Genomic DNA, 25,605 nt, shown 5'->3' with positions numbered 1-25,605 from the left:
CCGCTCAGCCCTTGTCCGGTCGCGCCGGCGTGACCGCTTTCACCGCAAGCGGCACCTCGGCGGTCACCGCGTCCGACTCGCCCTCGCCGCTGCGATCGCCACTGGTGTTGGCCAGCAGGCTGGCGGTGGCGGTCTGTAGATAGGCGTGCAGCTGGCGCAGCAGCTGCGGCTGATCCTCGGCCGCGGCGATCCGCTCGCCCGCAGGTGCGCGGCCCAGGCGATAGCGATACAGCCGCGCCGGCTGTTCCTTGGGCTGCACCAGCACCCGATCACCACGGATCAGCGCCACGGTCTGATCGCTGCCCGACGGCTTGACGATGCCGAACCCCGGATCGTCCGCCGCCAGGCTGAGCAGGTCGCGGCCCCAGCATTGGTGACGCACCTCGCCACCGAGGCGGCCCATGATGGTCGGCACCACATCCACCTGCGTACCGACCACCTCGCGACGGCTGCCGAAACGCTCGGTGATGCCGGGGGCGATCAGCAGCAGCGGCACGTGGAAGCGCAGCAGGTCCATCTCGGTGACTTCCTCCGGCGCGCCGAACCCGTGGTCACCGACCACCACGAACAGCGTCTGCTTGAACCAGGGTTCGTGGCGTACCCGCTCGAAGAACTGCCCCAGCGCCCAATCCGCATAGCGCATCGCCGTCAGGTGCGCATCCAGCGCGCCGTGGCCCTGCACCGCGGCCACCGGCAGCGGGTCCGGCAGCGCGTAGGGCGTGTGGTTGGACAGCGTCTGCAGCAATGCATAGAACGGCGCGCCGTTATCCAGCTTGCCCAGCTCGTCGGCGGCACGGGCGAACATGTCCTGATCGGAAACGCCCCAGGTCGGGTCGGAAACCACCGGATTCACATAGTCGTTGCGGCCGACGAAGCGCTTCATGCCCTGGTTGCCGAAGAACCCCGCCTGGTTGTCCCAGGCGAAATCGCCGTTGTAGACGTAAACGTTGTCGAACGCCCGCGCACCGAGCAGCTGCGGCAGGCCGGAGAAGCGATGGCCGCCTTCGGGCGTCTGCATCAGGTACTCGAAGCCGGGCAGGTTGGGAAAGCAGGCCATGCTGGCGAACATGCCCTGGTGGGTGTGGGTGCCGTTGGCGAAGAAACGCTCGAACAACAGCCCCTCGCCGACCAGGCGGTCGAAGTTCGGCGTGATGCCGTCGGCACTGCCAAGCGCGCCGACATAGCGGCCGGCGAAGCTCTCCATGAGGATCACCACCACGTTACGCACCGCCAGCTGGCCGTCGGCCGGCGGCAGGAAGTCACGGCGCACCGGCGCCAGCTCGGCATCCACCAGCCGGTCGTTGGCGGTCAGCAGCAGCTCGCGGGCGATCGCCTGCGCATCCGCAACCGGCAGTGTCGCCTTCCAGCTGTTGTCGCGATGGCTCGAGAAGCGGTTGCGCGCCGCATCGTAGAGCGACAGCGTGGCGTTCTGCCCGAGGTGGTTGGCGAAGGTCGAGGCGGTGGTGAAGGCATCGCCCCAGCGCAGCGGCGGGCCCTGACGCAGCGTGCCGCGCGCGGCCACCACGCTGACCACCAGCAACACGCCGAACACCGCGAACCGCGCCGGCCAGCTCGCGCCGCGGGCCGGCGCGTTCGCCAGGCGCGGCGGCGCGGCGCGGGTGCGCCGCTCCAACCAGCCGAGCAGCGCGAACAGCGCGGCGCTCGCCGCGAGCCACGCGGCCAGCAACCGCAGCACCGGAAAGCCATGCCAGAGCATGCTCAGCACCGTCGCCGGGTCTTCCTGCAGGTACTGGAACACCAGGCTGTTGAGGCGCTGGTGAAACTCGCGATAGAAGTTCAGCTCGATCAGCCCGAGCAGGATCGCCACACTGGCGCAGGTGCCCAGCCACAGCTGCTGCAGCCGGCGAGCGGCCATTGCCCGGGGACTGAGCACCGCGAGCAGCAGCGGCACGAGGATGTACACCGTCACCCGCAGGTCAAAACGCAGGCCGTTGCCGAACGCCTCGACGAAACTGGCCAGCGGTGTACTGCCGATCAGCTCGCGGTTGAACAGCAGCAGGCCCAGGCGCAGCAGGGCGAACAGCGCCAGCAGCGCCACGGCGCTGGCGAGGATGAAGCGCAGGTGTGCGGCGAGACCGGAGCCGCGCGAGAAGGAACGCATGCGATGTCCTTTCAGAAAATGCGGATCAGAGCAGGATCACGCCCCAGACCAGGCCGACCAGGCACAGCGCCAGCAGTTGCGCGGCGCTGCCCATGTCCTTGGCCCGCGCGGATAGCGGATGCAGGGCGAGGGAGATGCGGTCGACGGTCGCCTCGATGGCCGAGTTGAGCAGCTCGACGATCAGCCCGAGCACCACCGCACCGATCAGCACCGCGCGCTCGACGCGGCTGACGTCGAGCAGCAGCGCGACGGGGATCAGCAGCAGGTTCAACCACACCAGCTGGCGGAACGCCGCTTCGCCGGCATAGGCCGCGCGCAGCCCTGCCACCGAATAACCGGCGGCATTGCAGATGCGCGCCAGTCCGCCGCGCCCTTTCAAGGCTGCGGCGGCGTTCGCCGCAGCGTCGGCGGCCGTTGGCGTCGGTTCAGATGACATGAAGATCGGCTCCGCTGGCGGTGGTGTGCGCGGCGAGCAGGCGCAACCAGTCCTCGACGGGCATCGACTGGCGGTGCCGATTGAGCTGGCGCAGGTCGTGGCGTGCCGCAGCGCTGCGGCGCAACCGGCGGCGGCTCTTTTCCAGATCGAGCAGCGCAACCTCGACCCAGGCTGCATCGCCTGCGCCATGCACGCGTAGGAAGATGTGCTTGGGATAGCAGCAGCCGTGCTGCCAGCGCGCCCGGTGAATGCGGCTCAGGGCCACGCCAACCGCCGCCAGCATGCGCTGGTGGACGAGCGTGCCGTGGCGCGCGGCGTGACCGTCGCGGTACCAGCTCTCCAGGCTGACGAAACCGTCCAGCTCGGCGGTGATCAGCAGCGCCTGCCACTGCCCGGCCTGCTGGCGCGTACCGCAGTAGATCACCTGCGGCACGCGCACCCCGGCGTCGGCAAAGGCCTGCAAGGCGCGCAGTTCGCGCAGCGCGGTGGGCCGGCCGAACGGATGGGCGAGCGTGCGATACAGATGGCCGACCTGGCGCTTGCAATACAGCAGCGGCTGCCCGGCATCGCGCAGGCGCAGGCGCTGTACGCCGCTTTCGCCATCGCGGCGCTGGTTGGGCGCCTCGACCCATTCGCCGTGAGTGTCCCACCAGCGCTGGAAGGTGCTGGTCAGGGTTTCGCGGGCCGGCAGTTCGAGTGGCTGATTCATGCTCACCCCCGCTTGCGCAGCACGTAGACCCGCCACATGGCGTAGCCGGGCAGGAAGTCGCGGTGCTCGAGGATCTCGAAACCGGCCTGAGCGAACTCTGCCTCGATGGTCGAACGGGCGACGACGAAGCGGTTCTGGTTGTCCTTGGCCGGCCGCCGACGCTCCAGACGCTTGCGCTTCCAGGCCTTGTAGTTGCCGTCCACCCACAGCGAGACGATCAGCGTGTCGCGGGTGACGCGGTGGAACTCGCGCAGCATCGCCAGGCGGTGCTGCGGGTCGGCGATGTGGTGCAGCAGGCGCATGCAGAAGATGCAATCCACCGCGTTGTCGCCCATGTCGATGGCGAACGCCGAGGTCTGGAAGGTTTCCACGCGCCTGACCACCTCCGGCGGCTGCGCGCCCTGGGCGATGGCCAGCATGTCGGCGGAATTGTCCGCGGCGAAGATCATCCGGCTCGGATGCTCGGCCAGCAGCGGCCAGAAGCGTCCGGCGCCACAGGGCAGGTCGAGCACCAGATCGGGATCGCCGGCGACCTTCAGCGCCCGCCGCGCCAGCTGCTCGTCACGCCAGTGCGACAGGCGCCGCGCCAGGCCGTCCTGGTGCTTTTCCAGGTACTGATGGGCGTGCTCGCGATCGTACTTGCGCGAGAACTCCAGTTCGATGGGGCTCGATCTCGTCATGGCGGGCGTTCCGGTTGGGATGGTGCCGCCACACTAGCGAGGCCGGGATCAAGGCCCTGTCAAAAGAACGTGAAAAAAACGTCAAATGACGCGATGCGACAAGCGCACCCGGAAACAGCTGCCCTGCGGCTCGCGCGACGTCATGCCGACGTCCCAGCCCTGGTGCGCGCAGATCCGCTTGACCAGTGACAGCCCCAGGCCCAGCCCCTCGCCGCGCCCCTCGGCGCCGCGCACGAACGGCTGGAACATGCGCTCCTGCTGGTCCGGCGGAATGCCCACGCCACTGTCCTCGACGCGAAAACCGCCGTCGGCAAGCACCAGCGTCACGCTGCCGCTGTCGGTGTAGTGCAACGCGTTGCGCAGCAGGTTGGACATTACCGTGCCGAGCAGCGTGCGGTTGTAGGCGCCGTGGTCATCGCCCTCGATCTTCAGCGCGAAGTCCAGACCCTTCTCCGCCAGCAGCGGCCCCCAGCGCTCGCTCTGCTCGGCGGCGACACTGGCCAGCGTCGCGTCGCCGGCGAACGAGGCCTGCTCCGGACGCGCGCGCGCGAGCAGCAGGAAGGTTTCCACCAGCTCATGCATTTCCTGCGCGGCACGCTGGATGCGCGCCGCCTGCTGTTGCGCCCGCGGCGGCAGCGCGGCCTGCCCGAGCAGTTCGCAGGCGCCGAGCACCACCATCAGCGGGGTGCGCAGCTCGTGACTGACGTCGGCAGTGAACAACCGCTCGCGTTCCAGGGTCCGGCGTAGCTGACCAAGCGTGCTGTCGAACGCGGCGGCCAGATGGCCCACCTCGTCGTCCGGATACTGCAGGGCCAGCGGTGGCGCCAGCGGATGCAGCTGGTCGCGATGGCGCACCTGGTTGGCCAGCCGGCTGACCGGCGCCATCACCCGGTTCGCCATCAGCCGCCCCAGCCCCCAGGCACCCAGCACGCTGAGCACGAAGCCGGCGAGCACCACGTTGAACAGCGCGTTCTCGCGTGCCTCGAACTCGTTCTGATCTTCCATCAGCACGTAGCGCTCGCCCGCCCGGTCGCGGACGAACACATAGAAGGCCTCGTCGTCGCGCACCAGTTCGGTGAACCCCGGCGCGAGCGCGGCAAGCTCTTCGGGCAGGCCGTACTGCGGCAAGCCGGAGGCGAAGAAGCGCGTACTGGCATCCAGGCGTGGCGCCTGGCCGTGGGCCAGATCGACATCGAGCACGGTGTCCATCTCGCGGCTCATTTCCTCGGTGACCAGTTGCGCCTCGATGAAGTACACCACCGCCACGATGCCGATGGAAAACACGCCGCTGACCAGCAGCGTCATCAGTGTGAAGGCGATGACGATGCGCCGCGCGAAGGGCTGTCTAGCGAGCATCGCCGTCCTCCGCCAGACGGAAACCGACGCCATGCACGGTGTGCAGCAGCGGCCGGTCGAAGGGCTTGTCGAGTACCTGGCGCAGCTGATGGATGTGGCTGCGCAGGCTGTCGCTGTCGGGAATGTCGTCGCCCCACAGCGCCTCTTCCAGCTGTTCGCGGCGCACCACCGCCGGACTCTTCTGCATCAGCAGCGCCAGCAGCTTGTGGCCGATGGGGTTGAGCCGCAGCGGCTGACCGGCACGGCTGGCCTGCAGAGTGTCGAGATCGTAATGCAGGTCGCCGACCTGCAGTTGGCGTTTGCGCGCGCCCTGGCTGCGCCGCAGGATCGCCTCGATGCGCGCCACCAGCTCGGACAGCGCGAACGGCTTGACCAGATAGTCGTCGGCGCCCACGCCCAGCCCTTGCAGGCGGTCGGCCAGGGCATCACGCGCGGTGAGCATGATGATCGGCGTATCGCGTCCGGCGTCCTCGCGCAGGCGCTTGCACACCTGGTAGCCGTCGATGCCCGGCAGCATCACGTCCAGCACGATCAGGTCGTAGTCCTGGGTGGCGGCCAGGTGCAGGCCGCCGAGGCCGTCCTGCGCGCAGTCGACCACGTAGCCCTTGAGTTCCAGATAGTCCAGCACGTTGGCCAGGATGTCGCGGTTGTCTTCGATGACCAGGATGCGCATGTCGCCTCACGCGGATGACGAAATTTTCACGGCTTCTTTACGAAGGCCTCACGAGGGCACGCGCAGACTCCGGCGCGTTCAACCTCGCCGTGGAATCATACGATGCCTCTTCTGCGCCATGCTCAGCTTCGTTACCTGTCCCTGCTGCTCGGCCTCTGGCTGGGTGTGTTCCTGCTCACCCGCAGCGTGCTGCTCGCCGCCCACTGGACGGACGCCGTCAGCGGGGCGGGCAGTCTGCTGCAGATCTACGCCGTGGGGCTGGTCTATGACCTGGCCTACCTGGCCTTCGCCGCGCTACCGCTGGCGCTCTACCTGCTGGCGTGCCCGACGCGCATCTGGCACAGCCGCTGGCACCGGCTCGCGCTGCAACTGCTGCTCGGCCTGAGCCTGTACGCGATGCTGTTCACCGCGCTCGCCGAATGGCTGTTCTGGGACGAGTTCGGCGTGCGCTTCAACTTCATCGCCGTGGACTATCTGGTGTATTCCGACGAGGTGCTCGCCAACATTCGCGAGTCCTACCCGGTCTTCGTCCTGCTGACGCTGCTGGCGCTGCTCACGCTGCTCGCCATGAGCGCACTGCAGCCACTGCTGCGCCGCGCGCTGGCCGCGCCGAGCCTGGGCCGACGCGGGCGTGGAACGGCCCTGGCCAGCCTGCTGGCGGCGGCGCTCGGTGCCGGGCTGCTGGTCGGCCAGGACTTCCCACGCGGCAGCGGCGGCAACGCCTACCAGCGCGAACTGGCGAGCAACGGCCCGTTCCAGTTCTTCGCCGCGTTCCGCAACAACGAGCTGGACTACCCGCAGTTCTACGCCACGCTGCCCGAGCAGGCGGTCGGCAACGACCTGCGCGCCGAAGTCGGCGAGCCGAATGCGCGGTTCATCGGCAGTGATCCGCTGGACATCCGCCGGGTGATCGACAATCCGGGCGCGGCGCGACCACTGAACATCGTGCTGGTCACGGTGGAGAGCCTCAGCGCCAAATACCTCGGCAGCTTCGGCGACAGCCGCGGGCTGACGCCCAACCTCGACGCGCTGCGCCGGCAAAGCCTGTTCTTCACCGATTTCTACGCCACCGGCACGCGCACCGACCGAGGCCTGGAGGCCATCACCCTGTCGGTGCCGCCGACGCCGGGGCGTTCGATCGTCAAGCGCATCGGCCGCGAGAGCGGCTTCGCCAGCCTCGGCCAGCAGCTCGCCAGCAAGGGCTACGACAGCGTGTTCCTCTACGGCGGGCGCGGCTATTTCGACAACATGAGCGCGTTCTTCAGCGGCAACGGCTACCGCGTGGTCGACCAGAGCAGCGCGGACGAGGCGGACATCCACTTCAAGAACGCCTGGGGCATGGCCGACGAGGACCTCTACCGGCTGGCGCTACGCGAGGCCGACGCCGATCACGCCGCCAGCAAGCCGTTCCTGCTGCAGCTGATGACCACCTCCAACCACCGTCCCTACAGCTACCCGGACGGACGCGTCGACATTCCTTCCGGCGAAGGCCGCGAAGGCGCGGTGAAGTACACCGACTACGCCATCGGCGAATTCCTCGCCCAGGCGCGCGGCAAGCCATGGTTCGCCAACACCCTGTTCGTCTTCGTCGCCGACCACACCGCCGGCAGCGCCGGCTCGCAGGACCTGCCGGTGCCCAGCTACCACGTCCCGCTGTTCATCTACGCCCCGGGGCTGATCGCGCCGCGCGAATTCACCGGCGTGGCCAGCCAGATCGATCTGGCGCCGACCCTGCTCGGCCTGTTGAACATGGACTACGTCTCGACCTTCTTCGGCCGCAACCTGTTGCGCGAGGACGCCGCGCCGGGCCGCGCGCTGATCGGCAACTATCAGCACCTGGGGCTGTTCGACGGCCAGGACCTGGCGATCCTCAGCCCGCGCCAGGGCATGCGCCGCCACGACGACGCGCGCGGCGCGAGCCGTGAGACCAGCGCCGCGGCGGACGATCCGCTGGTTCGCCGCGACATCGCCTACTACCAGGGCGCCAGCTACGACTACCAGCATGCGCTGCTCAGCTGGCAGCCCACGCAGCCGCCGGCCGACCGGCTCAGCCAACGCTAACCCCTCGCCGGCGCCGCCCGCGGCGCCTCTGGAGTCCCCCATGTCCGTTCTCGCGCCAACCGTCGACGGCAGCCGGCCGTTCAACTTCCTCCTCGGCTTCGGCCTGCCCGCGCTGTTGATGGCGGCGCTGCTGATCGGCGAACCGAGCCAGCTGGATTTCGCCCTGTCGCGGCTGTTCTACGAGCCCGGCGCGGGCTTCGTCGGCCGGCACAGCTGGCTGCTCGAGGATTTCCTGCATGACCGCGTCAAGCAGTTGGTGATCCTGATCGGCGTGCTGGCCATCGCCGGCTTCCTGCTCAGCCTGCTGCCCACACGCCTGGCGCGCTGGCGCCGCCCGCTGGGCTACCTGGTGCTGGCGCTGGGGCTGTCGACCAGCATCGTCTCGCCGCTGAAAACCCTCACCGGCGTGCATTGCCCCTGGAGCCTGAGCGAGTTCGGCGGCACGGAGACGTTCACGCCGCTGCTCGCCGACCGCGCGCCGACGCTGAAGCCGGGACGCTGCTGGCCCGGCGGCCACGCGTCGGCCGGTTTTTCGCTGCTGGCGCTGTACTTCGTCCTGCGCGACCGCCGCCCGCGCCTGGCGCATATCGCGCTGGGCGTGGCGCTGGCTCTGGGCACACTGATGTCGGCGGGGCGGGTGATGCAGGGTGCGCACTTTGCCTCGCACAACCTGTGGACGCTGCTGTTCGACTGGACGATCTGCCTGGCCTGCTACCGGCTGCTGCTCTACCGTCGCGCAGCGACGCCAGCACCAGGCATCGTTGCGACCGCCGCGACCTAGGCGGCGGCCTGGCGCCGCCGGTCAGCGATGCAGGGCCTGCGCCTTGGCCTGATCGACATGGTGGCGCCACTCGCGGTCGCGCTGGCGCTCCAGCGCATTGCCGCGCCGCTCGGCGAGCTCGCTGCGCGCCTGCGGCAATGCCTGGCACTGGCGATAGCCATCGTTCCAGCCCTCGGCATACAGCGGCTGGCCCAGGTAACGCGGCACGTCCTTGCGGAACTGCACCAGCGCGCCGCCGGCCTGGCGGCCACTGGCGCAGCCGTCGCCGAAACCGGCGGCGTATTCCGGCGGATAGGCGTCCGACAGCTGAGGCGTCGCACTCTGGCAGCCGGCCAGGGAGAACCCGGCGAGCAGCAGCGCCAGCAGAGTCGGGCGATTATGGCGAGCGGAACGAAGCAGACGAGCGGTCATCAGGGCACCCCGGCGTGGCAGGCAGGAAGCCGGGGCGCAGTGCACTCCCCGGCAGTGAAAGCAGTCTGCGCGGGGACCCGTCAGGGTTTCGTCAAATCGATGTGAAGGCCGCGTGAAGGCCGTGGCGTTGCTGAGCGAGGCCCGGCGCTAGCTGCCCTGGCGGCGGAAGCTGTAGAACAGGTTGGGCTCGCTGACCACGTAGAGCGTGCCGTCGTTGTCGATGGTCACGCCCTCGGGCTGCGGCGCCGAGCGCCGCAGATCGCTGAACAGCCCGAGGCCGCGATAGCTACGCATGCGGCCGTCGCCGTCGAGCTCCATCAGCAGGCGCGACTCGTCGCTGAGCAGGATCAGATGGCCGGTTTCGGCATCGAACTGCAGATCCGACAGATCGGTGGCGAACACCTGATCGGCGATCCAGTCACTGCGGTCGCGAATGCTCAGCTGCATGCGCCCGTCCAGGCTCGCCGCCAGCCCGCCGATCTCGTAGAGCTGGCGCGGATCGCGCTCCTTGGCAACGAACAGGCGATCGCCGGCGGCATCGTAGGTCACGCCCTCGAAACCCTTGTTGCCGTTGAGGTTGATACCCAGCGAGAAGAACTGCGCCTCGGCGATATCGATGGCTCGCGGCCGCGTCGGCAGCTGGAAGATGCTCAGCTGCTGGCTGCGCTCGTCGGACACCGCGACGCGGCCGCCACCCAGGTAGGCCAGCCCCTCGATGTCGCCGAAGCCGCGCAGCGGGAAGCGTTCGAGCAGTTCGCCGGTCTTGCTCAGCACCACGATCTGCGTCGGTCCGCCGTTGATCACGCCAAGCAGGCGGTCGAGGTCGCGGTCGTAGGTGATCGCCGACAGGTTGCGGGTGATACCGGCCACCGGCTTGGCCTCGATCAGCACGCGATAGTCCGGCAACCAGCGATCCGTGGTTTCCGCCCCGGCGACCGGCGCCGCGTGCGTCAGGTGGAAATACAGCCGCTCGTCCCAGTGCAACGCGACCCCCACCGTCAGCCCGATCGCCAGCAGCAGCCCCAGGCCGAGCCAGCGATAGACCCGCTTGGGCAGCGCGTTCCGGCGCGGCAGGCCATTCGGCGCAATCGACGGCATCGCACGGGTTTGCTTCATCGCGGGGCTCCTTGGCCGGCCTGGCAGATCGCTTCGGTGCATCCAGCGGCGGTCGCCCGGCGCGCTGAACGGTGCGCCGAACATAGCCGGGCGAATGTGAAAAAAACGTCGCACGACGCGCGGCTAACGCCGCAATGGCTACGTAGGCAGGTTTTCAACGGCCTGTTAAGACAGCCTTAAGTTTGCCGCCGAAGAATCAGCCCCAGATTCCTAACCGAGGTTCCCCGATGGAACTGCCCTGGGTTGATCACACCGATGTACTGGCCCGTATCGGCCGCGAGCCGGCGCTGAGCCTGCAGCTGGCGCAGGCCGACGCGGGCGAGCGGCGCGCCGCGCTGGAAAGGTTCATCCGTCAGCGTTTCGCCGAGCACTACGGCGCGCGAGTGCAGCACTTCATGCCCTGCCTGCTCGGCCTGCATGGCGAGCACGGCGAGGTGCAGGGCGCAGTCGGCCTGCGCAGCGCGCGGCGCCGGCCGCTGTTTCTCGAACGCTATCTGGACGACCCCATCGAGCAGGCGGTGAGCCAGCGCTGCGGGCGTGCGGTGCCGCGTGAGGAGATCGTCGAGGTCGGCAACCTGGCCGCCTTCGGCAATGCCTCGGCGCGCCTGCTGATCGTCGCGCTGACCGATCTTTTGGTCGCCCAGGGTTTTCGCTGGGTGGTGTTCACCGGCACGCCGGCGCTGCTCAACAGCTTTCAGCGCCTGGCGCTCGATCCGCTGCCACTGGGCCTGGCCGATCCGGCGCGCATGGGCGAAGAGCTGGCCGACTGGGGCAGCTACTACTCCTGCCGACCGCAGCTGATGGCCGGCGAGATCCTGCCCGGCCACCAGCGCCTGACGCAGCTGGGCGTGTACGCACGGCTCGGCTACCAGCCGCTGTTCGAAGCCAGCGAGGTGCCGCATGCAGCCTGCAGCTGAACGCTTCTTCCGGGCGCTCGACCAGCACAGCGGCATCGCCCTCAGCGAGGGCCCGCGCCAGCTGAGCTACGCTGAGCTGCGCCACGAGGTTGGCGCGCGCGCCAGCCAACTGGAGCAGCTCGGCGTGCAGCGCGTCGCCCTGGCGCTGGACAACGGCCTGGAGTGGGCCCTGTGGGACCTGGCGCTGCTGCGTGCCGGCCTGGTCTGCGTGCCGCTGCCGGGGTTCTTTTCCCCGGCGCAGCAGGAGCATGTGCTGAACCATGCCGGTATCGACTGCCTGATCGGCGCGGCCAGCCCGCTCAGCGAGCGCTGCGGCTTCCGCCCGACCGCCTCCGGCCTGCTGCAGCGCGAGCCGCAGACGGTCACACCGGTGCCGGCCGGCACGCTGAAGCTCACCTACACCTCCGGCACCACCGGCCAGCCCAAGGGCGTCTGTCTGGATGCCGCCGCGCAGCTGGCAGTGGCCGAGAGCCTGTGGCAGGCCAGCCTGCCCTGTGAGGTGCGCCAGCACCTGTGCGTGCTGCCGCTGGCGACCCTGCTGGAAAACATCGCCGGGCTGTATGCGCCGCTGCTGGCCGGTGCACGGATCGAGCTGCGGCCGCTGGCGGAGATCGGCTTCAGCGGCGCGGCGGGTTTCGAGCTGCCGCGCCTGCTCGCCACGCTGCAGGCCAGCCAGCCGCACAGCCTGATCTTGCTGCCGCAGCTGCTGCTGGCGCTGGTCAGCGCCGCCGAGCAAGGCGTGCCGCTGCCCGCATCGCTGCGCTTCATCGCCGTTGGTGGCGGCCGCGTGGCGCCGCAGCTGCTGGAACGCGCCGCGCGCCTCGGCCTGCCGGTGTTCGAGGGCTACGGGTTGTCCGAATGCGCCTCGGTGGTCTGTCTGAACACGCCCGAAGCGCGGCGCATCGGCACGGTCGGCCGGCCGTTGCCGCACGTCGAGCTGCGCCTGGCCGATGACGGCGAGGTGCTGGTGCGCGGCCCGCACATGCTCGGTTATCTCGGCGAGCCGCCGCTGACGGGCGACTGGCTGGCCACCGGCGATCTCGGCCACTTCGAGGACGGCTTCCTGATCCTGCACGGGCGCAAGAAGCATCAGTTCGTCACCGCCTACGGGCGCAACGTCAACCCGGAATGGGTCGAGGCCGAGCTGGTGCAGCAGGCGCCCATCGCCCAGGCCTGGCTGCATGGCGAGGCGCTGGCGCAGAACGTCGCCGTGCTGGTGCCACGACGCGCCGAGCTGAGCGACGCCGAGCTGCAGGCGGCGGTCGAGCGGGTCAACGCCGGCCTGCCCGATTACGCCCGCGTGCACCTCTGGCTGCGCGCCGCCGAACCCTTCAGCGTCAGCAACGGCCTGGCCACCGCCAACGGCCGGCTGCGCCGCGATGCCCTGCTCAGTCATTACCAGGCGGCCGTTGCCGCCGCCCTTTCCTGATTTCCTTTTCCGATCGCGAGGTACGCCCATGGACTTCTTCGACCACCTGCAACACCAGACCAGTGCCGAACGCGAATACCTGCTCGGCGCGCCGATCATCCATGCCGCACTGGCCGGCACGGCGACGCACGCGCAGTACATCGCCTTCCTCACCCAGGCCTATCACCACGTCAAGCACACCGTACCGCTGCTGATGGCCTGCGGCGCGCGTCTGCCGGAGCGCCTGGAGTGGCTGCGCGAGGCCATCGCCGAGTACATCGAGGAGGAGATCGGCCACCAGGAGTGGATTCTCAACGACATCCGCGCCTGCGGCGGCGATGCCGAGGCGGTGCGCCACGGCCAGCCGGCGCTGCCCACCGAGCTGATGGTCGCCTACGTCTACGACCGCATCGCCCGGCACAACCCGGCGAGCTTCTTCGGCATGGTCAACGTGCTCGAAGGCACCAGCATCGCCCTCGCCACCCAGGCCGCCGGCGTGCTGCAGGCCAAGCTCGGGTTGCCGGCCAAGGCCTTCAGCTACCTGACTTCGCACGGCAGCCTGGACCTGGAGCACATCGAGTTCTTCAAGCGGCTGATGAACCGCCTCGACGACGAGGACGACAAGGTCGCGGTGGTGCACACCGCCCGCGTGGTCTATCGCCTCTACGGCGACATCTTCCGCAGCCTGACCACCACGGAGTCCGGCCATGCAACTGCGTGACGCGCACATCCTGCTCACCGGCGCCAGTGGCGGCATCGGCCAGGTGCTGGTCGAGCGGCTCTGCGCCGGCGGCGCGCGGCTGCTGCTGGTCGGTCGCGACAGCCTGGCGCTGGAGACGCTGGCCCAGCGCTACCCGGAACAGGTCAGCCTGGCCTGTGCGGACCTCGCCCAGCGCAGCGGGCGGCATCTGGTGCTGGATGCCGCGCGGCGCTTCGGCGGCCTCAACTGCGTGATCAACGCCGCCGGGATCAACCAGTTCAGCCTGCTCGAACAGCAGGACGAGGACGCCATCGCCCGGCTGATCGGCGTCAACGTCACCGCCACGCTGCAGCTGACCCACCTGCTGCTGCCGCTGTTGCGCCAGCAACCGCAGGCGCTGCTGGTCAACCTCGGCTCGACCTTCGGCTCCATCGGCTATCCGGGCTTCGCCGCGTACTGCGCGAGCAAGTTCGCCCTGCGCGGCTTCTCCGAGGCGTTGCGCCGCGAGCTGGCCGACAGCCACGTCAAGGTGCTCTACATCGCGCCGCGCGCCACCCGCACGGCGATGAACAGCGCCGACGTGGTGGCGATGAACGATGCGCTGAAGGTCGGCATGGACGATCCGCAAGCCGTGGCGCGGCAGATCGTCCGCGCCATCGTCGCCGAGCGCGAGGAGCTGTACCTCGGCTGGCCGGAAAAGCTCTTCGTGCGCCTCAACAGCCTGCTGCCACGCATGGTCGACCAGGCGCTGCGCAAGCAGTTGCCGGTGATCAAGCGCTTCGCCCACGGCACACCTGCGACCGCACCCAATCCCCCAACCTCACGCGGAGAACAGCCATGAAACGTCTGCTCGGTCTTTGCAGCGTCCTGCTGGCGCTGGCCAGTCAACCCTCCTTCGCCCTCAGCGCGGCCGGCGAAACGTCGCTACGCCAGATCCAGACGCGCTGGGCGGAGATCAACTACCAGCTGCCCGCGGCGCAGCGCGAAGCGGCCTTCGCCAAGCTCGCCGCGGACGCCGAACGCGCGGTGGTCGGCGAACCGCAGGCCGCCGAGCTGCATATCTGGCACGGCATCGTGCTCAGCACCTGGGCCGGCGCCAAGGGCGGGCTCGGCGCGCTCGGCCTGGTCAAGCAGGCCAAGGCGGAACTGGAAAAAGCCATCGAACTCGACGCACAGGCACTCGACGGTTCGGCCTATACCAGCCTGGCCAGCCTCTACTACCAGGTACCCGGCTGGCCGATCGGCTTCGGTGACGAGGACAAGGCCGAAGCACTGTTCCAGCAGGCGCTGGCGCTGAACCCGAACGGCATCGACCCGAACTACTTCCACGGCGATTTCCTGCTGCGCCAGAAGCGCTATGGCGAAGCGCGTGCCGCGCTGGAGAAAGCACTCGCCGCGCCCGCCCGCCCCGGTCGCGAGGTCGCCGACGCCGGCCGCCGCGACGAAGCCCGTGCGCTGCTTGCGCAGGTCAAGGAAAAGCTGGAATAACCGGGTGCGGCGGCGTTGAATGCACAGCAACGCCGCGCCCCTTCAAGACGACAGGAACGACATGCGCATTCTGCTGGTGGAAGACGATCGCGCCCTCGGCGAGGGCATCCGCACCGCGCTCAAGCCCGAGGGCTACACCGTCGACTGGCTGCAGGACGGCGCCAGCGCGCTGCATGCGCTGAGCCACGAGAGCTTCGAGCTGGCCATCCTCGACCTCGGCCTGCCGCGGCTCGACGGCCTGGAAGTGCTCAAGCGCCTGCGCGCCGCGGGCAACCCGGTACCGGTGCTGGTGCTCACCGCGCGCGACGCCACCGGCGATCGCATCGCCGGGCTGGACGCCGGCGCCGACGACTACCTGGTCAAGCCATTCGACGTCGCCGAACTCAAGGCGCGCCTGCGCGCCCTGCTCCGACGCAGCTTCAACCGCCCGGAACCGACCCTGGAATACCGCGGCATCCAGCTCGATCCGGTCAACCAGCAGGTCAGCTACCAGGGCGCGCCGGTCAGCCTGCCGCGCAAGGAATTCGTCCTGTTGCACGAACTGCTCGCCCAGCCCGGCCGCGTGCTGACCCGTGATCGCCTGCAACAGGCGCTCTACGGCTGGGATGAGGACATCGAAAGCAACGCGCTGGAGGTGCATATCCACCACCTGCGCAAGAAGTTCTTCCCCGAGCTGATCCGCACCGTGCGCGGCGTCGGCTATCTGGTGGACAAATGCTGAAGCGCTCGATCCGCCAACGCACCCTGGCGCTGCTGCTCGGCACCCTGCTGGTTTCGCTGAGCCTGATCTCCTGGCAGAGCTACCGCGACGCCCGCCACGAAACCGAGGAGCTGTTCGACGCCCAGCTGGCGCAGAGCGCGCGGTTGGTGCAGGGGCTGATGGCGCGCGACATGGACCAGCAGACCCGCCGCGCCCTGCAGCAGGCACTGGACGCCGCGGTGAATGCCCGGCGCGATCAGGGCGTGCCGGGGCATGACTACGAGACCAAGCTGGGTTTGCAGGTCTACGCCGCCGACGGCAGTACCGTGCTGCAATCGGCCGGCGCCCCGGAAGGCGCCCTGCAGCAGCTGCTCGGTGCGACGGGCAGCTCGCCGGCACCGTTCGCCGGCCTGTCCGGTGGCTATCACGATGTGGTGCTCGATGGCCGCGACTGGCGGCTGTTCCTGCTGGAAGACCCGCAGGACGCGCTGTGGATCCTGGTCAGCGAACGCGAAGACGTGCGCGGCGAACTGGTCGAGAAGATCGCCCGGCGCAGCCTGCTGCCCGACCTGGTCGGCCTGCCGTTGCTGGCGCTGCTGATCTGGCTGGCAGTGGGCTGGGGCCTGCGGCCGCTGGCGCACATGGCGCGGCTGCTGAAGGATCGCGCGCCGGACAACCTCGCCCCGCTGCTGCTGGCACCGCTGCCGCAGGAACTGGAGCCGGTGGCCGCCTCGCTCAACCGCCTGCTGCAACAGGTCAACCAGCTGCTGGAGCGGGAAAAGCGCTTCATCGCCGACGCCGCCCACGAGCTGCGCACGCCGCTGGCGGTGCTGCGCATTCACGCGCAGAACGCCCAGCAGGCCAGCAGCCCGCGCGACCGCGAGGAAGCGCTGGAACAGCTGCTCGCCGGCGTCGACCGTACCACCCGCGTGGTCGCCCAGCTGCTGACCCTCGCCCGTCTGGAACCCAGCGCCCAACAGCTGCGGCTGGTACCACTCGACCTCGGCGTACTGGCGCGCGAAACCCTTGCCGAGCTGACACCGCTGGCCCTGGCGCGCGAACAGGAACTGGCGCTGGAGGTCGACGAACACGCCGATCTGCAGCTGCACGGCGATGCCGCGAGCCTGGTCACGCTGCTGCAGAACCTGCTGGGCAACGCGCTGCAGTACACCCCGCACCAGGGGCGCATCGAAGTGCGCCTGCACGCCAGCGCCGATGCACTGAATCTGGATGTCGCCGACAGCGGCCCGGGAGTCGCCGCCGAACTGCGCGAACAGCTGTTCGAGCGCTTCGTGCGCCTCGGCGACGGCGAAGGCGCCGGGCTGGGCCTGTCAATCGTCGCGCGCATTGCCGAACTGCATGGCGCGACGGTGGAACTGCTGGATTCATCGCTGGGCGGTCTGTGCGTGCGGGTACGCTTCCCGCGCGGCCGCTAGGCGCCAGATGGCAAACCGACCGTTGCGAGGCGCACGCGCATGACCGCGACCACCCTCACCGCCGCACGACTCGCCGCCATGCACCGCGAGGGCTTCGTGCTGCTGCCCGGCGTGCTCGACGCGGCCGGCATCGCCGCGCTGCGCGAGGCCATCGACCGGCTGACGCCGATCGGCCTGGATTATCAGGGGCTGGTGGACGATCACTACACCTGCGTGTTCAACCGCGCGCCGTTCTGGCTGCGCTTTCTCGACCTGCCGGGCGTCATCGAGCTGGCCGAAGCGGCACTCGGCACGGACTGCCACATCATTGGCCAGACCGCCTGGCGCAGCCGCCCGGGTTTCATCGGCGGCGAACTGCACATCGACTATCTGCCGATGGAGCTGCCACCGCAGCTGCTGGCCGATCCGGCGCTCGAGCTGCCGATGCAGATCTGTACCGCGCATCTGTACCTGGACGACATCGACGCCAACCTCTGCCCGACGCTGGTGATCGCCGGCAGCCACCACGCCGGGCGCAAGCCATGCCCCGGCGAAACCACCTGGCAGGGACGCGCGGCCGAGCCGGTGCTGTGCCGGGCCGGCGATGTGCTGTTCTTCCGTAGCGACCTCTGGCATGCGGGCAGCCGCAACCGCACACCGGATCGCAGCCGTTACCTGCTGCAGATCCACTATGGCCGGCGGATGGTCGCGCAGAAGTTCTCGCCGTACCTGCAGTTCACCTTCAACCCCGCCGTGCTGGCCGCCGCCACGCCGCGCCAGCGGCGCCTGCTGGGCGAGCACGAGCCTGCCGAATACGATTGAGCGGGCACTCGGCGAGCCTGCTGCGGGTTACGCGCCGGACGCTCCCTGACGTTCGGCCCCGATGCCACGCGAATGCCGCACAGGCGATATAGTCCCTGCCAGGTGGCGCGCCGCGCCCGAAACCACCGCAACGAAGGAGTCGCGATGAACATCGTCAATGCCCGCCTGCGTGGCCGCGAAGGCCTGCAGCGCATCGAACTGGACGGCTCGCGCATCGCCGCCATCACAGTGCAGCAGGCGCCGGCCGAGGCCGGCCCGGGCGACCTCGACGCCGCCAGTAACCTGGTGGTGCCGCCGTTCGTCGAGCCGCATATTCATCTGGACGCCACGCTCACCGCCGGCGAGCCGGCCTGGAACATGAGCGGCACGCTGTTCGAGGGCATCGAGCGCTGGAGCGAACGCAAGGCGCAGGTGACCCACGAAGACACCAAGACGCGCGCCAAGAAGACTATCGATATGCTGGTCGAGCACGGCATCCAGCACGTGCGCACCCACGTCGATGTCACCGACCCGACGCTGTCGGCGCTGAAATCCATGCTCGAGGTGCGCGAGGAAACCCGCCACCTGATCGACCTGCAGATCGTCGCGTTCCCGCAGGAGGGCATCGAGTCGTTCAGCGGCGGCCGCGAGCTGATGGCCGAGGCGGTAGCGCTGGGCGCCGATGTGGTCGGCGGCATCCCGCACTTCGAGAGCACCCGCGAACAGGGCGTCAGCTCGATCGGATTTCTCATGGACTTGGCCGAACGCACCGGCTGCCTGGTGGACGTGCACTGCGACGAGACCGACGACCCGCACTCACGCTTTCTCGAGGTGCTGGCCGAGCAGGCACGCGTGCGCGGCATGGGCGCGCGCGTCACCGCCAGCCACACCACGGCGATGGGCTCCTACGACAACGCCTACTGTTCCAAGCTGTTCCGCCTGCTCAAGCAGAGCGGCATCAACTTCGTCTCCTGCCCGACCGAGAGCATCCATCTGCAGGGCCGCTTCGATACGTTCCCCAAGCGCCGCGGCCTGACCCGCGTCGCCGAGCTGGATCGCGCCGGGCTGAATGTCTGCTTCGGTCAGGATTCGATCGTCGATCCCTGGTATCCGCTGGGCAACGGCAACATCCTGCGCATCCTCGATGCCGGGCTGCACATCTGCCACATGCTCGGCTACGCGGACCTGCAACGCTGCCTGGACCTGGTCACGGACAACAGCGCGCGCACACTGAACCTCGGCGAGCGCTACGGGCTGGAAGCGGGACGGCCGGCGAACCTGCTGATTCTCTCCGCGCCGGACGACTACGAGCTGCTGCGCAGCCAGGGCCAGGCGCTGGTTTCGGTGCGTAACGGCAAGGTACTGATGCGCCGCCATCCGGCGCGCATCGAGCGTCAGTGAGCGGCGATCTCGCGCAGGCGCGCGGCCGCGGCCAGCTCCTCGGCCGGCTTGAGCTGCAGCTGCGACAGGTAGGCGGCGAGCGCGCCGATATCGGCCGGTGACAGCTTGCCGGCGATCGGCATCATCACCGAGCCGGCGCGGCTGGGATCGTTGTCGCGAAAGCGCGTCAGCGCCTTGCGCAGATACTCGTCAGGCTGGCCGGCCAGCCGCGGCATGGTTTCCATACCCTCGGCATGCACGCCGTGGCAGCCGGTGCAGGTGGTCTTGAACAGCGCCTCGCCGCGCGCGCGCAGCGGTTCGTTGGCGGCGGCAGTCGGCGGGTTGACCTTCTGCTGGCTGAAGTACACCGCGACGTTGACGCGATCCTCCAGCGTCAGGTTCTCCGCCAGCTTGGACATGACGAAGTCGGTGCGCTGGCCGCTGGCGAACTTCTCGAACGCCTGGAACAGGTACAGCGGATTCTGCGCCGCCAGGTTGGGAATGTGCGCGCGCTTGCTGTTGCCCGTCTCGCCGTGGCAGTAGCTGCAGAACAGCGCACGTTCCTTACCTGCGGTGTAGGCCTGCTCTCGCCGCGTGTCGTCGGCCATCAGGTAGCTGAAGCGTTTCATCGCCTCGTCACTGGCGTGGGCGGACGTGGCAAGGCAGCTGAGCAGAACGAGTGCAAGAAGGCGCATGGGGCATCCGTTACCGAGAGGGCCGAAGGGCGTTGCGGGGTGGCCGACTATAGAAGCGCGCCCCACGCGCAACCCCGGCACAAATCAACAAAAGCGCTTCGCTGGCAGCGCGGCCGCCGGACTTTTGCGACGGCGCTCACAAATTGCCGGTACAGGCAAGGCAAAGGCGCCGCTTACCCCCTCGGATTCGCCAGATTCCGCTGCTGCGCGCCTGCGCCGCATTGACGATCGAAAAAAAAGATGAAACCGATACAAAAATGCCACACACAGGACGGCGGCGTTCGACTAAAGTAGCAGCCCCCTAGAACACCAGGAGCCGCAAGCCCATGCCAGACGCACATGCAGAACTGACCATGACCGTTCTGATGACACCGGATAAGGCCAACTTCTCTGGCAACGTCCATGGCGGCACGCTGCTCAAGTATCTCGACGAAGTGGCCTATGCCTGCGCCAGCCGCTACGCCGGGCAGTACGTGGTGACCCTGTCGGTGGACCAGGTGGTGTTTCGCCAGCCGGTGCATGTCGGCGAATTGGTGACCTTCCTCGCCTCGGTGAACTACACCGGCACCACGTCGATGGAAATCGGCATCAAGGTCGTCACCGAAGACATTCGCGGCAAGGCCGTGCGGCACACCAACAGCTGCTTCTTCACGATGGTCGCCCTCGGCGAGGACGGCAAGCCGGTGCCGGTGCCGCCGCTGAACCCGAAGACGCCCGAGCAGCGCCGCCGCTTCGCCCAGGCCTACCAGCGCCGCGAGATTCGCCGCGAACTGGAGCAGCGCTATCAGGACCTGCGCACCGGCAACGAGCGCCTCGCCGCAGTGCAGTAAACCGTCCTCCCGCAGCGGGCCGCTGGCCCGCTCGCCGCACGATCCGGCAAAACCTTATACAATGCGCGGCTTTCTGCCATCAGCCCGTGAGGATCTGCCGTGAGCACTCTGCCGCCCTGCCCCAAATGCAACTCCGAATACACCTACGAGGACGGCCAGATGCTGGTCTGCCCCGAGTGCGCCCACGAGTGGAGCGCCACCGAAAGCGCGGCCGATAGCGGTGACGGCGACAAGGTGATCAAGGATTCGGTCGGCAACACCCTGCAGGACGGCGACACCGTCACCGTGATCAAGGACCTCAAGGTCAAGGGCTCGTCGCTGGTGGTCAAGGTCGGCACCAAGGTGAAGAACATCCGCCTGTGCGACGGCGACCACGACATCGACTGCAAGATCGACGGCATCGGCGCGATGAAGCTCAAGTCCGAGTTCGTCCGCAAGGTCTGACTCCTCGCGCGCAACAACCAAGCCCGGCACCTACCGGGCTTTTGTGTTTCAGAGCAGACGCAGCAGCCAGTCCAGCCGCTCGCGGGTGAAGCCGCTGCCGACGAACAGCAGGTCGATCCACAGCGCCTGGTGCACCATCACGATCAGCCAGAACGCTGCCTGATAGCTCGGCTTGCGTGTCTTGTGGCGAAACGCCTGCTGCGCCAGCAACGCCCCCGGCCAGCCGCCGGCCAGTTCGAACAGGTGCAGGGTGGTTTCCGGCGTGCGCCAGCGTTGCTTCAGCGCACTGTGCTTGTCACGCCAGTAGAGCAGGAAGGTCAGCAGGCTGGCGCCCAGGTAGATCAGCAAGGGCAATGGCGAACCGAGCCGGTACAGGCCGCCAACCAGCGGCAACAGGCACAGCAGCGCGAACAGCAACAGCTTGGCCGGCAAATGCCGGATGGCGCCGGAGCCAGCCTGGCGCGGCGTGCGAGCCGGCGCGCGCGGCCTGGCCGGGCGCGAATCACCAGCTGGGCGCTGGCGGATCTTCGGCTGGTCCAGCGCCAGCGGCGCATCCAGCCGCAGATGCTCGGCACGCAGCCGCCCCTGCGTGTCGCGTCCCGCCACATAGAGCACCCGATCGCCCACCAGCGGGCGGCGCTCGCCATGTACCACGCTGATGTGCGCGAACACATCTTCGCCGCCCTGCTCCGGGCGGATAAAGCCGAAGCCCTTGAGATCGTTCCAGCTTTTCAGCGTACCGCGGCGTTCCATGCGAGCTTCCCGTGCAGACGAAAGCGCGCATGCTAACCGAGCCGACGCGGCAACGGCCCTATGGCCAGCGGCCGCACGCCGGCGTTATGGTCGGAGCATTCTCCTGACAGGGACGCAACATGGCCACCAAGCCCAGCAATTCGAACAAGCAGAAACACCTGGCCGTACTGATCGATGCCGACAACGCGCCCGCCTCCATCGTCGAGGCGCTGTTCGAGGAGATCGCCAAGTACGGTCTCGCCAGCGTCCGCCGCATCTACGGCGACTGGACCAAACCCAACCTCGGCAGCTGGAAGAAGGTGCTGCTCGACCACTCCATTCAGCCGATCCAACAGTTCGCCTACACCTCCGGCAAGAACGCCACCGACAGCGCACTGATCATCGACGCGATGGACCTGCTCTACACCCGGCGCTTCGACGGCTTCTGCCTGGTCTCCAGCGACAGCGACTTCACCCGCCTGGCCGCGCGGATTCGCGAGGAGGGCCTGACCGTCTATGGCTTTGGCGAACAGAAGACGCCCTCGCCGTTCGTCTCCGCCTGCGACAAGTTCATCTATACCGAGCTGCTGCGCGACGATGCGCAGAAGGCCGCCACAGAGGTCGCGGCACCGGAACGGCTGGCCGCCGCTGCAGCGCAGGTCGAGCAGGCGCAAAGCCGCACGCCACGCGGCGCCAGCAAGACCGAGGCACTCAAGTGCCAGCAGGTGCCGGTGGACTTCATCGCCAAGGTGCTCGACGACCTTTCCGAGGAGGACGACTGGATTCAGCTCGGCACGCTCGGGCAGAACATCAGCAAGCTGCGTCCGGCATTCGATCCGCGCCTGTACGGCTGCCGCAAACTCAGCGACCTGGTCGCCGGCCAGCCGTCGCGTTTCGAGCTGGAGTCGCGCGGCAGCAGCGCCACCGGCGGCAAGGACCTCTACGTGCGTCTGCGCAAGCACGGCAAGCACTGAACCAGGGTGCTCGCCTGCTCGCGATCACCGCTCATCGAACCGACGGCGCTCAGGCCCTTCTAAAGGGGACCCGAACGTAGAGGCACCTCTGTTTTCAACGCGGCGATGGCAACGCAGGCAGTTTTTAGAGGTGCACAAAGGAGGTTTCCATGAGCAAGCAACTTCTCGTCGCCCTGGCCTGCGCCGCGCAGGCCTTCGCGCCCTGGGCCAGCGCGCAGACACCCCAGCCGGAGATCGTCGCCCATCTCAACGGTCTGGATGTTGAGATCAACCCGATGGGCGTGCCGGCCCGCTCCGAGGGTATCGAGGGCGAATTGCTCGGCGTGCGCGCGGTGAAGGTAATGAATCGCACCGAGGGGCAGATCACCTGCGAATTCCATGTGCCCGCCGAAGCGCGCTCGAGCACCTCGGCCTCGCCCGTGTTCAATGTCGCTCCCAACACCCAGCGCACCGAGCGCGTGCCGGGCGAGTACTCGCCCGATCAGCCCTACGCCGAAATCACCTGCCGAAGCAGCGATACGCCGGCGCAGCAATAGACAGCTCCTGTGTAGCGGCCGCTGCGCTGCGGCCACGCACCCCGCGGCTCCCCGCCGCGCCAGCCCAGTGGCGGCGCTCGCTCGTCCCGGTAGACGTTTTGCTGGCGCTTTGCTAGCTTTTTGACATCCAGACAATATCTCGTCGAGTAATCGCCGCGCCGGCGCGGGGCAAGCCATGTCACTGCGCATGCCTGCAGTCGGTAACGGGACGCCCGCCTTGTATGTGGAAGAGCCTATGCTGACCAAGCGCCGGCGGTCCTTTACCGGTTTCATCCTGCTGTCGTTCGTGTTGCTCGGCTTCTCGGCCCACCTGCTGCTCAAGAGCGAGCTTCAGCGCTTGGAAATCCGCTTCGCCCAGCAGGTGAACAACGTCGCCAGCAGCGTGCACAACCACCTGGACACCAACGAGGCGGTGCTCGCCGGCTTCTCCGCCTTCCTCCAGGCCGTCGAACAGAACGACAGCGAGGCCGCCGCCCGCTATGCCTCGGCCGTGGTCGCCGCCTACCCGCAGATCTACATGCTCGAAGTGGCGAGCCGGGTCGCGCTGGACGAGCAGGACGCCGTCGTCGACCTGCTGCGCCGCACCTGGCGCGAGGACTTTCAGTTGCAGGACTTTCCCCTGCAGGCCGCGCATGCACTACCGGTTCGCGTGCCGCTGGACGAGACCTGGCCGGTGCTCTTCATGTACCCGCCACACCCTCAGGCTCAATCCATCTACGGCGTCCGGCTGGAAACCGTGGGGCATCTGGCGTACGCGCTGCAGGTGGCGCGCAAACGTCCGCGCTCGGTCGCCTCGCCGGTGTTTTCGATGTTCGAAGGCGGCGACGCCTACATCCTGCTGCGCCGGGTCGAGCGGCCGGTAGATAGCCCGTCGAGTACCCGTGCCAACCTGTTCGGCAACAGCATGGTGGCCATGCTGCTGATCAAGACTGAGTCGCTGCGCGACATCGCGCGCAACGCCAGCACCGATCCGCGTCTGCGCATCGAGGCTTCGCTGCACGCCGCTGCGGGCGGTACCAGCGAGCTGTTCGCCAGTGGTCCGGTGCGCCACGGCGCGTTGGACGCACTGCTGCCGCGGCTGCGCGAGCAGGTCGTGCTCGACAGCCGATCGCAGCCCACCACGCTGCGATTCGAGCGTCAGCTGCATCTTGACGACCTGCTGACCGGAGAAACCCTGACGTTGCTGGCCATCCTCGCCGGCGCCCTGGTGCTGACGCCGACGGTGCTGGTCAGTCACTTCCGGCGTATCGAGCACAGTGCGCGCGAGCATGAGCGCTCCACCTACCTCGCCACCCACGACGCGCTGACCGCCCTGCCCAACCGCCACCTGCTGGCCGCCCGCTTCAGCGAAGCCTGTGCCTACCAGCAGCGGCACGGCACGCCGTTCGCGCTGATGGTGGTCGACCTGGACCACTTCAAGGAGATCAACGACCAGCTCGGTCACGAGATCGGCGATCAGGTGCTGCAGGCGGTCGCCCAGCGCATGCTCCACGCAAGCCGGCCCTACGACACGGTGGCGCGCTACGGCGGCGACGAGTTCGTCGTCCTGCTGCGCGACGTGACGCGGCCGGAGCACGCCCTGAGCGCCGGACAGTCGCTTCTGCAGGCGATCCGCGCGCCCATTGCCACCGATGCGGGCGAGCAGACGATCGCCTGCAGCATCGGCATCGCCCTGTATCCCGCCGACGGCGAGACATTCGAAGCCCTGCTGAGCGCGGCGGACCAGGCGATGTACCGCGTCAAGCAGAGCGGCCGCAACGACGTCGCCCTCAGCGACGCCGAAGCCTGACGAGCGGCCGTCAGGCGGCCATGCGTTCGCACTCTTCGGCGCAGCGCCGGCAGGCCTGCGCACAATCCTGGCAATGCGCGTGGGCGTGCTTGGCGCATTCCTCCGCGCAGTCGCGGCAGGCTTGCGCGCACAGCCGGCAGGCGAGCTGCGCATAGGGGCTGTCGCGGGTCATCAGCAGCGCGGCGACGGCGCAGAGGTCGGCGCAATCGCGGTCGAGCTGGATGCAGCGCGCCATCATCTTCACGTCGTCTTCGCGCAGGCACGACGCCGCGCAGGTTTCGCACGTCAGGGCACAGCTGGAACAGGCCTGGATGCATGACTGGTACTGGGGATTGAGCATGACAATGTCCTCCGTTCGGTCATCGGCGAAAGGCGCGGCCGCAAACTCGGCGGCGGCGCCTATCTGCTAGGGCGCCCGCGGGCCGCTGGAAGTTCAGCCTGCGCGCCCGGC

General features: G+C 68.4%; 27 protein-coding genes. 16 read left to right on the top strand and 11 right to left on the bottom strand.

The window, feature by feature from the left end; genetic code table 11:
* Positions 1–4: 4 nt before the first annotated feature.
* From HU825_RS08345 to HU825_RS08320, 6 genes are all read right to left on the bottom strand, one after another.
* Positions 5–2,122: an LTA synthase family protein gene (locus HU825_RS08345; RefSeq protein WP_234303291.1), complete on the bottom strand. Its 2,118-nt coding sequence runs from the start codon at positions 2,120–2,122 to the stop codon at positions 5–7.
* Positions 2,123–2,147: 25 nt separating this feature from the next.
* Positions 2,148–2,558: a diacylglycerol kinase gene (locus HU825_RS08340; protein ID WP_234303290.1), complete on the bottom strand. Its 411-nt coding sequence runs from the start codon at positions 2,556–2,558 to the stop codon at positions 2,148–2,150.
* The gene (locus HU825_RS08335) at positions 2,548–3,267 is read right to left on the bottom strand and encodes a lipopolysaccharide kinase InaA family protein (RefSeq protein ID WP_234303289.1); all 720 of its coding nucleotides are present in this window, start codon (positions 3,265–3,267) and stop codon (positions 2,548–2,550) included. Before HU825_RS08335 ends, HU825_RS08340 begins: the two co-directional genes overlap by 11 nt.
* Positions 3,268–3,269: 2 nt before the next feature.
* Positions 3,270–3,947 (bottom strand): class I SAM-dependent methyltransferase, encoded by a 678-nt coding sequence (locus HU825_RS08330; protein WP_234303288.1) that lies wholly within the window; start codon positions 3,945–3,947, stop codon positions 3,270–3,272.
* Between the two features lie 81 nt (positions 3,948–4,028).
* Positions 4,029–5,303, bottom strand: coding sequence for a sensor histidine kinase (locus HU825_RS08325; RefSeq protein ID WP_234303287.1), 1,275 nt, complete (start codon positions 5,301–5,303; stop codon positions 4,029–4,031).
* Positions 5,293–5,976, bottom strand: coding sequence for a response regulator transcription factor (locus HU825_RS08320; RefSeq protein WP_008570520.1), 684 nt, complete (start codon positions 5,974–5,976; stop codon positions 5,293–5,295). Before HU825_RS08320 ends, HU825_RS08325 begins: the two co-directional genes overlap by 11 nt.
* A 102-nt stretch (positions 5,977–6,078) precedes the next feature.
* Between HU825_RS08320 and HU825_RS08315 the strand changes: the two genes are divergently transcribed.
* Positions 6,079–8,037, top strand: coding sequence for an LTA synthase family protein (locus HU825_RS08315; RefSeq protein ID WP_234303286.1), 1,959 nt, complete (start codon positions 6,079–6,081; stop codon positions 8,035–8,037).
* 40 nt (positions 8,038–8,077) lie between these two features.
* On the top strand, positions 8,078–8,818 hold the full coding sequence (locus tag HU825_RS08310) for a phosphatase PAP2 family protein (protein WP_234303285.1): 741 nt from the start codon (positions 8,078–8,080) through the stop codon (positions 8,816–8,818).
* A 21-nt stretch (positions 8,819–8,839) separates the two neighbouring features.
* On the opposite strand, the gene HU825_RS08305 is transcribed toward HU825_RS08310, so the two are convergent.
* Both HU825_RS08305 and HU825_RS08300 read right to left on the bottom strand, forming a co-directional pair.
* Positions 8,840–9,229, bottom strand: coding sequence for a hypothetical protein (locus HU825_RS08305; protein WP_234303284.1), 390 nt, complete (start codon positions 9,227–9,229; stop codon positions 8,840–8,842).
* 147 nt (positions 9,230–9,376) lie between these two features.
* On the bottom strand, positions 9,377–10,327 hold the full coding sequence (locus HU825_RS08300) for an SdiA-regulated domain-containing protein (protein ID WP_156716693.1): 951 nt from the start codon (positions 10,325–10,327) through the stop codon (positions 9,377–9,379).
* A 245-nt stretch (positions 10,328–10,572) separates the two neighbouring features.
* Between HU825_RS08300 and HU825_RS08295 the strand changes: the two genes are divergently transcribed.
* The 9 genes from HU825_RS08295 (at position 10,573) to codA (ending at position 19,175) form a co-directional block, all read left to right on the top strand.
* A complete protein-coding gene (locus tag HU825_RS08295; RefSeq protein WP_234303283.1) occupies positions 10,573–11,262 on the top strand; it encodes a thermostable hemolysin in 690 nt (229 codons plus the stop codon).
* Positions 11,246–12,691 (top strand): AMP-binding protein, encoded by a 1,446-nt coding sequence (locus tag HU825_RS08290; protein ID WP_234303282.1) that lies wholly within the window; start codon positions 11,246–11,248, stop codon positions 12,689–12,691. Before HU825_RS08295 ends, HU825_RS08290 begins: the two co-directional genes overlap by 17 nt.
* Positions 12,692–12,719: 28 nt before the next feature.
* Positions 12,720–13,391: an iron-containing redox enzyme family protein gene (locus HU825_RS08285; protein ID WP_234303281.1), complete on the top strand. Its 672-nt coding sequence runs from the start codon at positions 12,720–12,722 to the stop codon at positions 13,389–13,391.
* Positions 13,378–14,211 (top strand): SDR family oxidoreductase, encoded by an 834-nt coding sequence (locus HU825_RS08280; RefSeq protein ID WP_234303280.1) that lies wholly within the window; start codon positions 13,378–13,380, stop codon positions 14,209–14,211. The genes HU825_RS08285 and HU825_RS08280 overlap by 14 nt, the downstream gene beginning before the upstream one ends.
* The gene (locus HU825_RS08275; protein ID WP_156716223.1) at positions 14,208–14,858 is read left to right on the top strand and encodes a tetratricopeptide repeat protein; all 651 of its coding nucleotides are present in this window, start codon (positions 14,208–14,210) and stop codon (positions 14,856–14,858) included. Before HU825_RS08280 ends, HU825_RS08275 begins: the two co-directional genes overlap by 4 nt.
* A gap of 61 nt (positions 14,859–14,919) precedes the next feature.
* Positions 14,920–15,579 carry a response regulator gene (locus HU825_RS08270; RefSeq protein WP_008570532.1) on the top strand — a complete coding sequence of 220 codons (660 nt, stop codon included), beginning with the start codon at positions 14,920–14,922 and terminating at the stop codon, positions 15,577–15,579.
* Positions 15,573–16,994 carry an ATP-binding protein gene (locus HU825_RS08265; protein ID WP_234303279.1) on the top strand — a complete coding sequence of 474 codons (1,422 nt, stop codon included), beginning with the start codon at positions 15,573–15,575 and terminating at the stop codon, positions 16,992–16,994. The genes HU825_RS08270 and HU825_RS08265 overlap by 7 nt, the downstream gene beginning before the upstream one ends.
* A gap of 39 nt (positions 16,995–17,033) precedes the next feature.
* Complete coding sequence (locus HU825_RS08260) at positions 17,034–17,795, top strand: phytanoyl-CoA dioxygenase family protein (protein ID WP_234303278.1); 762 nt, start codon at positions 17,034–17,036, stop codon at positions 17,793–17,795.
* Between the two features lie 144 nt (positions 17,796–17,939).
* Positions 17,940–19,175, top strand: coding sequence for a cytosine deaminase (gene codA, locus HU825_RS08255; protein ID WP_234303277.1), 1,236 nt, complete (start codon positions 17,940–17,942; stop codon positions 19,173–19,175).
* On the opposite strand, the gene HU825_RS08250 is transcribed toward codA, so the two are convergent.
* Entirely contained in the window at positions 19,169–19,849 is a 681-nt protein-coding gene (locus HU825_RS08250) for a c-type cytochrome (RefSeq protein WP_234303276.1), read from the bottom strand. The genes codA and HU825_RS08250 overlap by 7 nt on opposite strands.
* A gap of 326 nt (positions 19,850–20,175) precedes the next feature.
* On the opposite strand from HU825_RS08250, the gene HU825_RS08245 reads away from it, so the two are divergent.
* Positions 20,176–20,679, top strand: coding sequence for an acyl-CoA thioesterase (locus tag HU825_RS08245; protein ID WP_008570537.1), 504 nt, complete (start codon positions 20,176–20,178; stop codon positions 20,677–20,679).
* Positions 20,680–20,778: 99 nt separating this feature from the next.
* Positions 20,779–21,123 carry a zinc ribbon domain-containing protein YjdM gene (locus tag HU825_RS08240; protein WP_077682563.1) on the top strand — a complete coding sequence of 115 codons (345 nt, stop codon included), beginning with the start codon at positions 20,779–20,781 and terminating at the stop codon, positions 21,121–21,123.
* A 48-nt stretch (positions 21,124–21,171) separates the two neighbouring features.
* Here the strand turns inward: HU825_RS08240 and HU825_RS08235 are convergent, their stop codons facing one another.
* Positions 21,172–21,876 carry a DUF1294 domain-containing protein gene (locus tag HU825_RS08235; RefSeq protein WP_234303275.1) on the bottom strand — a complete coding sequence of 235 codons (705 nt, stop codon included), beginning with the start codon at positions 21,874–21,876 and terminating at the stop codon, positions 21,172–21,174.
* A gap of 119 nt (positions 21,877–21,995) precedes the next feature.
* Here HU825_RS08235 and HU825_RS08230 point away from each other — a divergent pair, with 119 nt between their 5' ends.
* The 3 genes from HU825_RS08230 (at position 21,996) to HU825_RS08220 (ending at position 25,154) form a co-directional block, all read left to right on the top strand.
* Positions 21,996–22,829 carry an NYN domain-containing protein gene (locus HU825_RS08230; RefSeq protein WP_234303274.1) on the top strand — a complete coding sequence of 278 codons (834 nt, stop codon included), beginning with the start codon at positions 21,996–21,998 and terminating at the stop codon, positions 22,827–22,829.
* Positions 22,830–22,978: 149 nt separating this feature from the next.
* On the top strand, positions 22,979–23,365 hold the full coding sequence (locus tag HU825_RS08225; RefSeq protein ID WP_102827689.1) for a hypothetical protein: 387 nt from the start codon (positions 22,979–22,981) through the stop codon (positions 23,363–23,365).
* Positions 23,366–23,600: 235 nt separating this feature from the next.
* Positions 23,601–25,154, top strand: a complete 1,554-nt coding sequence (locus HU825_RS08220; protein WP_234303273.1) for a GGDEF domain-containing protein — start codon at positions 23,601–23,603, stop codon at positions 25,152–25,154.
* Between the two features lie 10 nt (positions 25,155–25,164).
* Here HU825_RS08220 and HU825_RS08215 read toward each other — a convergent pair whose 3' ends face one another.
* Positions 25,165–25,494: a four-helix bundle copper-binding protein gene (locus tag HU825_RS08215; protein WP_008570545.1), complete on the bottom strand. Its 330-nt coding sequence runs from the start codon at positions 25,492–25,494 to the stop codon at positions 25,165–25,167.
* Positions 25,495–25,605: the final 111 nt, after the last annotated feature.

Origin of the sequence: Pseudomonas phenolilytica (assembly GCF_021432765.1) — a bacterium.
GTDB classification, from domain to species: Bacteria; Pseudomonadota; Gammaproteobacteria; order Pseudomonadales; family Pseudomonadaceae; genus Stutzerimonas; species Stutzerimonas phenolilytica.
Note: the sequence above shows the minus strand (reverse complement) of the source record. Positions and strands in the feature narration are given on the sequence as shown.

Bases quoted from the DNA above. Each gene is read 5' to 3' on its own strand.
- HU825_RS08345 (WP_234303291.1), bottom strand. From the start codon at position 2,122: ATGCGTTCCTTCTCGCGCGGCTCCGGTCTCGCCGCACACCTGCGCTTC.
- HU825_RS08340 (WP_234303290.1), bottom strand. From the start codon at position 2,558: ATGTCATCTGAACCGACGCCAACGGCCGCCGACGCTGCGGCGAACGCC.
- HU825_RS08335 (WP_234303289.1), bottom strand. From the start codon at position 3,267: ATGAATCAGCCACTCGAACTGCCGGCCCGCGAAACCCTGACCAGCACC.
- HU825_RS08330 (WP_234303288.1), bottom strand. From the start codon at position 3,947: ATGACGAGATCGAGCCCCATCGAACTGGAGTTCTCGCGCAAGTACGAT.
- HU825_RS08325 (WP_234303287.1), bottom strand. From the start codon at position 5,303: ATGCTCGCTAGACAGCCCTTCGCGCGGCGCATCGTCATCGCCTTCACA.
- HU825_RS08320 (WP_008570520.1), bottom strand. From the start codon at position 5,976: ATGCGCATCCTGGTCATCGAAGACAACCGCGACATCCTGGCCAACGTG.
- HU825_RS08315 (WP_234303286.1), top strand. From the start codon at position 6,079: ATGCCTCTTCTGCGCCATGCTCAGCTTCGTTACCTGTCCCTGCTGCTC.
- HU825_RS08310 (WP_234303285.1), top strand. From the start codon at position 8,078: ATGTCCGTTCTCGCGCCAACCGTCGACGGCAGCCGGCCGTTCAACTTC.
- HU825_RS08305 (WP_234303284.1), bottom strand. From the start codon at position 9,229: ATGACCGCTCGTCTGCTTCGTTCCGCTCGCCATAATCGCCCGACTCTG.
- HU825_RS08300 (WP_156716693.1), bottom strand. From the start codon at position 10,327: ATGCCGTCGATTGCGCCGAATGGCCTGCCGCGCCGGAACGCGCTGCCC.
- HU825_RS08295 (WP_234303283.1), top strand. From the start codon at position 10,573: ATGGAACTGCCCTGGGTTGATCACACCGATGTACTGGCCCGTATCGGC.
- HU825_RS08290 (WP_234303282.1), top strand. From the start codon at position 11,246: ATGCAGCCTGCAGCTGAACGCTTCTTCCGGGCGCTCGACCAGCACAGC.
- HU825_RS08285 (WP_234303281.1), top strand. From the start codon at position 12,720: ATGGACTTCTTCGACCACCTGCAACACCAGACCAGTGCCGAACGCGAA.
- HU825_RS08280 (WP_234303280.1), top strand. From the start codon at position 13,378: ATGCAACTGCGTGACGCGCACATCCTGCTCACCGGCGCCAGTGGCGGC.
- HU825_RS08275 (WP_156716223.1), top strand. From the start codon at position 14,208: ATGAAACGTCTGCTCGGTCTTTGCAGCGTCCTGCTGGCGCTGGCCAGT.
- HU825_RS08270 (WP_008570532.1), top strand. From the start codon at position 14,920: ATGCGCATTCTGCTGGTGGAAGACGATCGCGCCCTCGGCGAGGGCATC.
- HU825_RS08265 (WP_234303279.1), top strand. From the start codon at position 15,573: ATGCTGAAGCGCTCGATCCGCCAACGCACCCTGGCGCTGCTGCTCGGC.
- HU825_RS08260 (WP_234303278.1), top strand. From the start codon at position 17,034: ATGACCGCGACCACCCTCACCGCCGCACGACTCGCCGCCATGCACCGC.
- codA (WP_234303277.1), top strand. From the start codon at position 17,940: ATGAACATCGTCAATGCCCGCCTGCGTGGCCGCGAAGGCCTGCAGCGC.
- HU825_RS08250 (WP_234303276.1), bottom strand. From the start codon at position 19,849: ATGCGCCTTCTTGCACTCGTTCTGCTCAGCTGCCTTGCCACGTCCGCC.
- HU825_RS08245 (WP_008570537.1), top strand. From the start codon at position 20,176: ATGCCAGACGCACATGCAGAACTGACCATGACCGTTCTGATGACACCG.
- HU825_RS08235 (WP_234303275.1), bottom strand. From the start codon at position 21,876: ATGGAACGCCGCGGTACGCTGAAAAGCTGGAACGATCTCAAGGGCTTC.
- HU825_RS08230 (WP_234303274.1), top strand. From the start codon at position 21,996: ATGGCCACCAAGCCCAGCAATTCGAACAAGCAGAAACACCTGGCCGTA.
- HU825_RS08225 (WP_102827689.1), top strand. From the start codon at position 22,979: ATGAGCAAGCAACTTCTCGTCGCCCTGGCCTGCGCCGCGCAGGCCTTC.
- HU825_RS08220 (WP_234303273.1), top strand. From the start codon at position 23,601: ATGCTGACCAAGCGCCGGCGGTCCTTTACCGGTTTCATCCTGCTGTCG.
- HU825_RS08215 (WP_008570545.1), bottom strand. From the start codon at position 25,494: ATGCTCAATCCCCAGTACCAGTCATGCATCCAGGCCTGTTCCAGCTGT.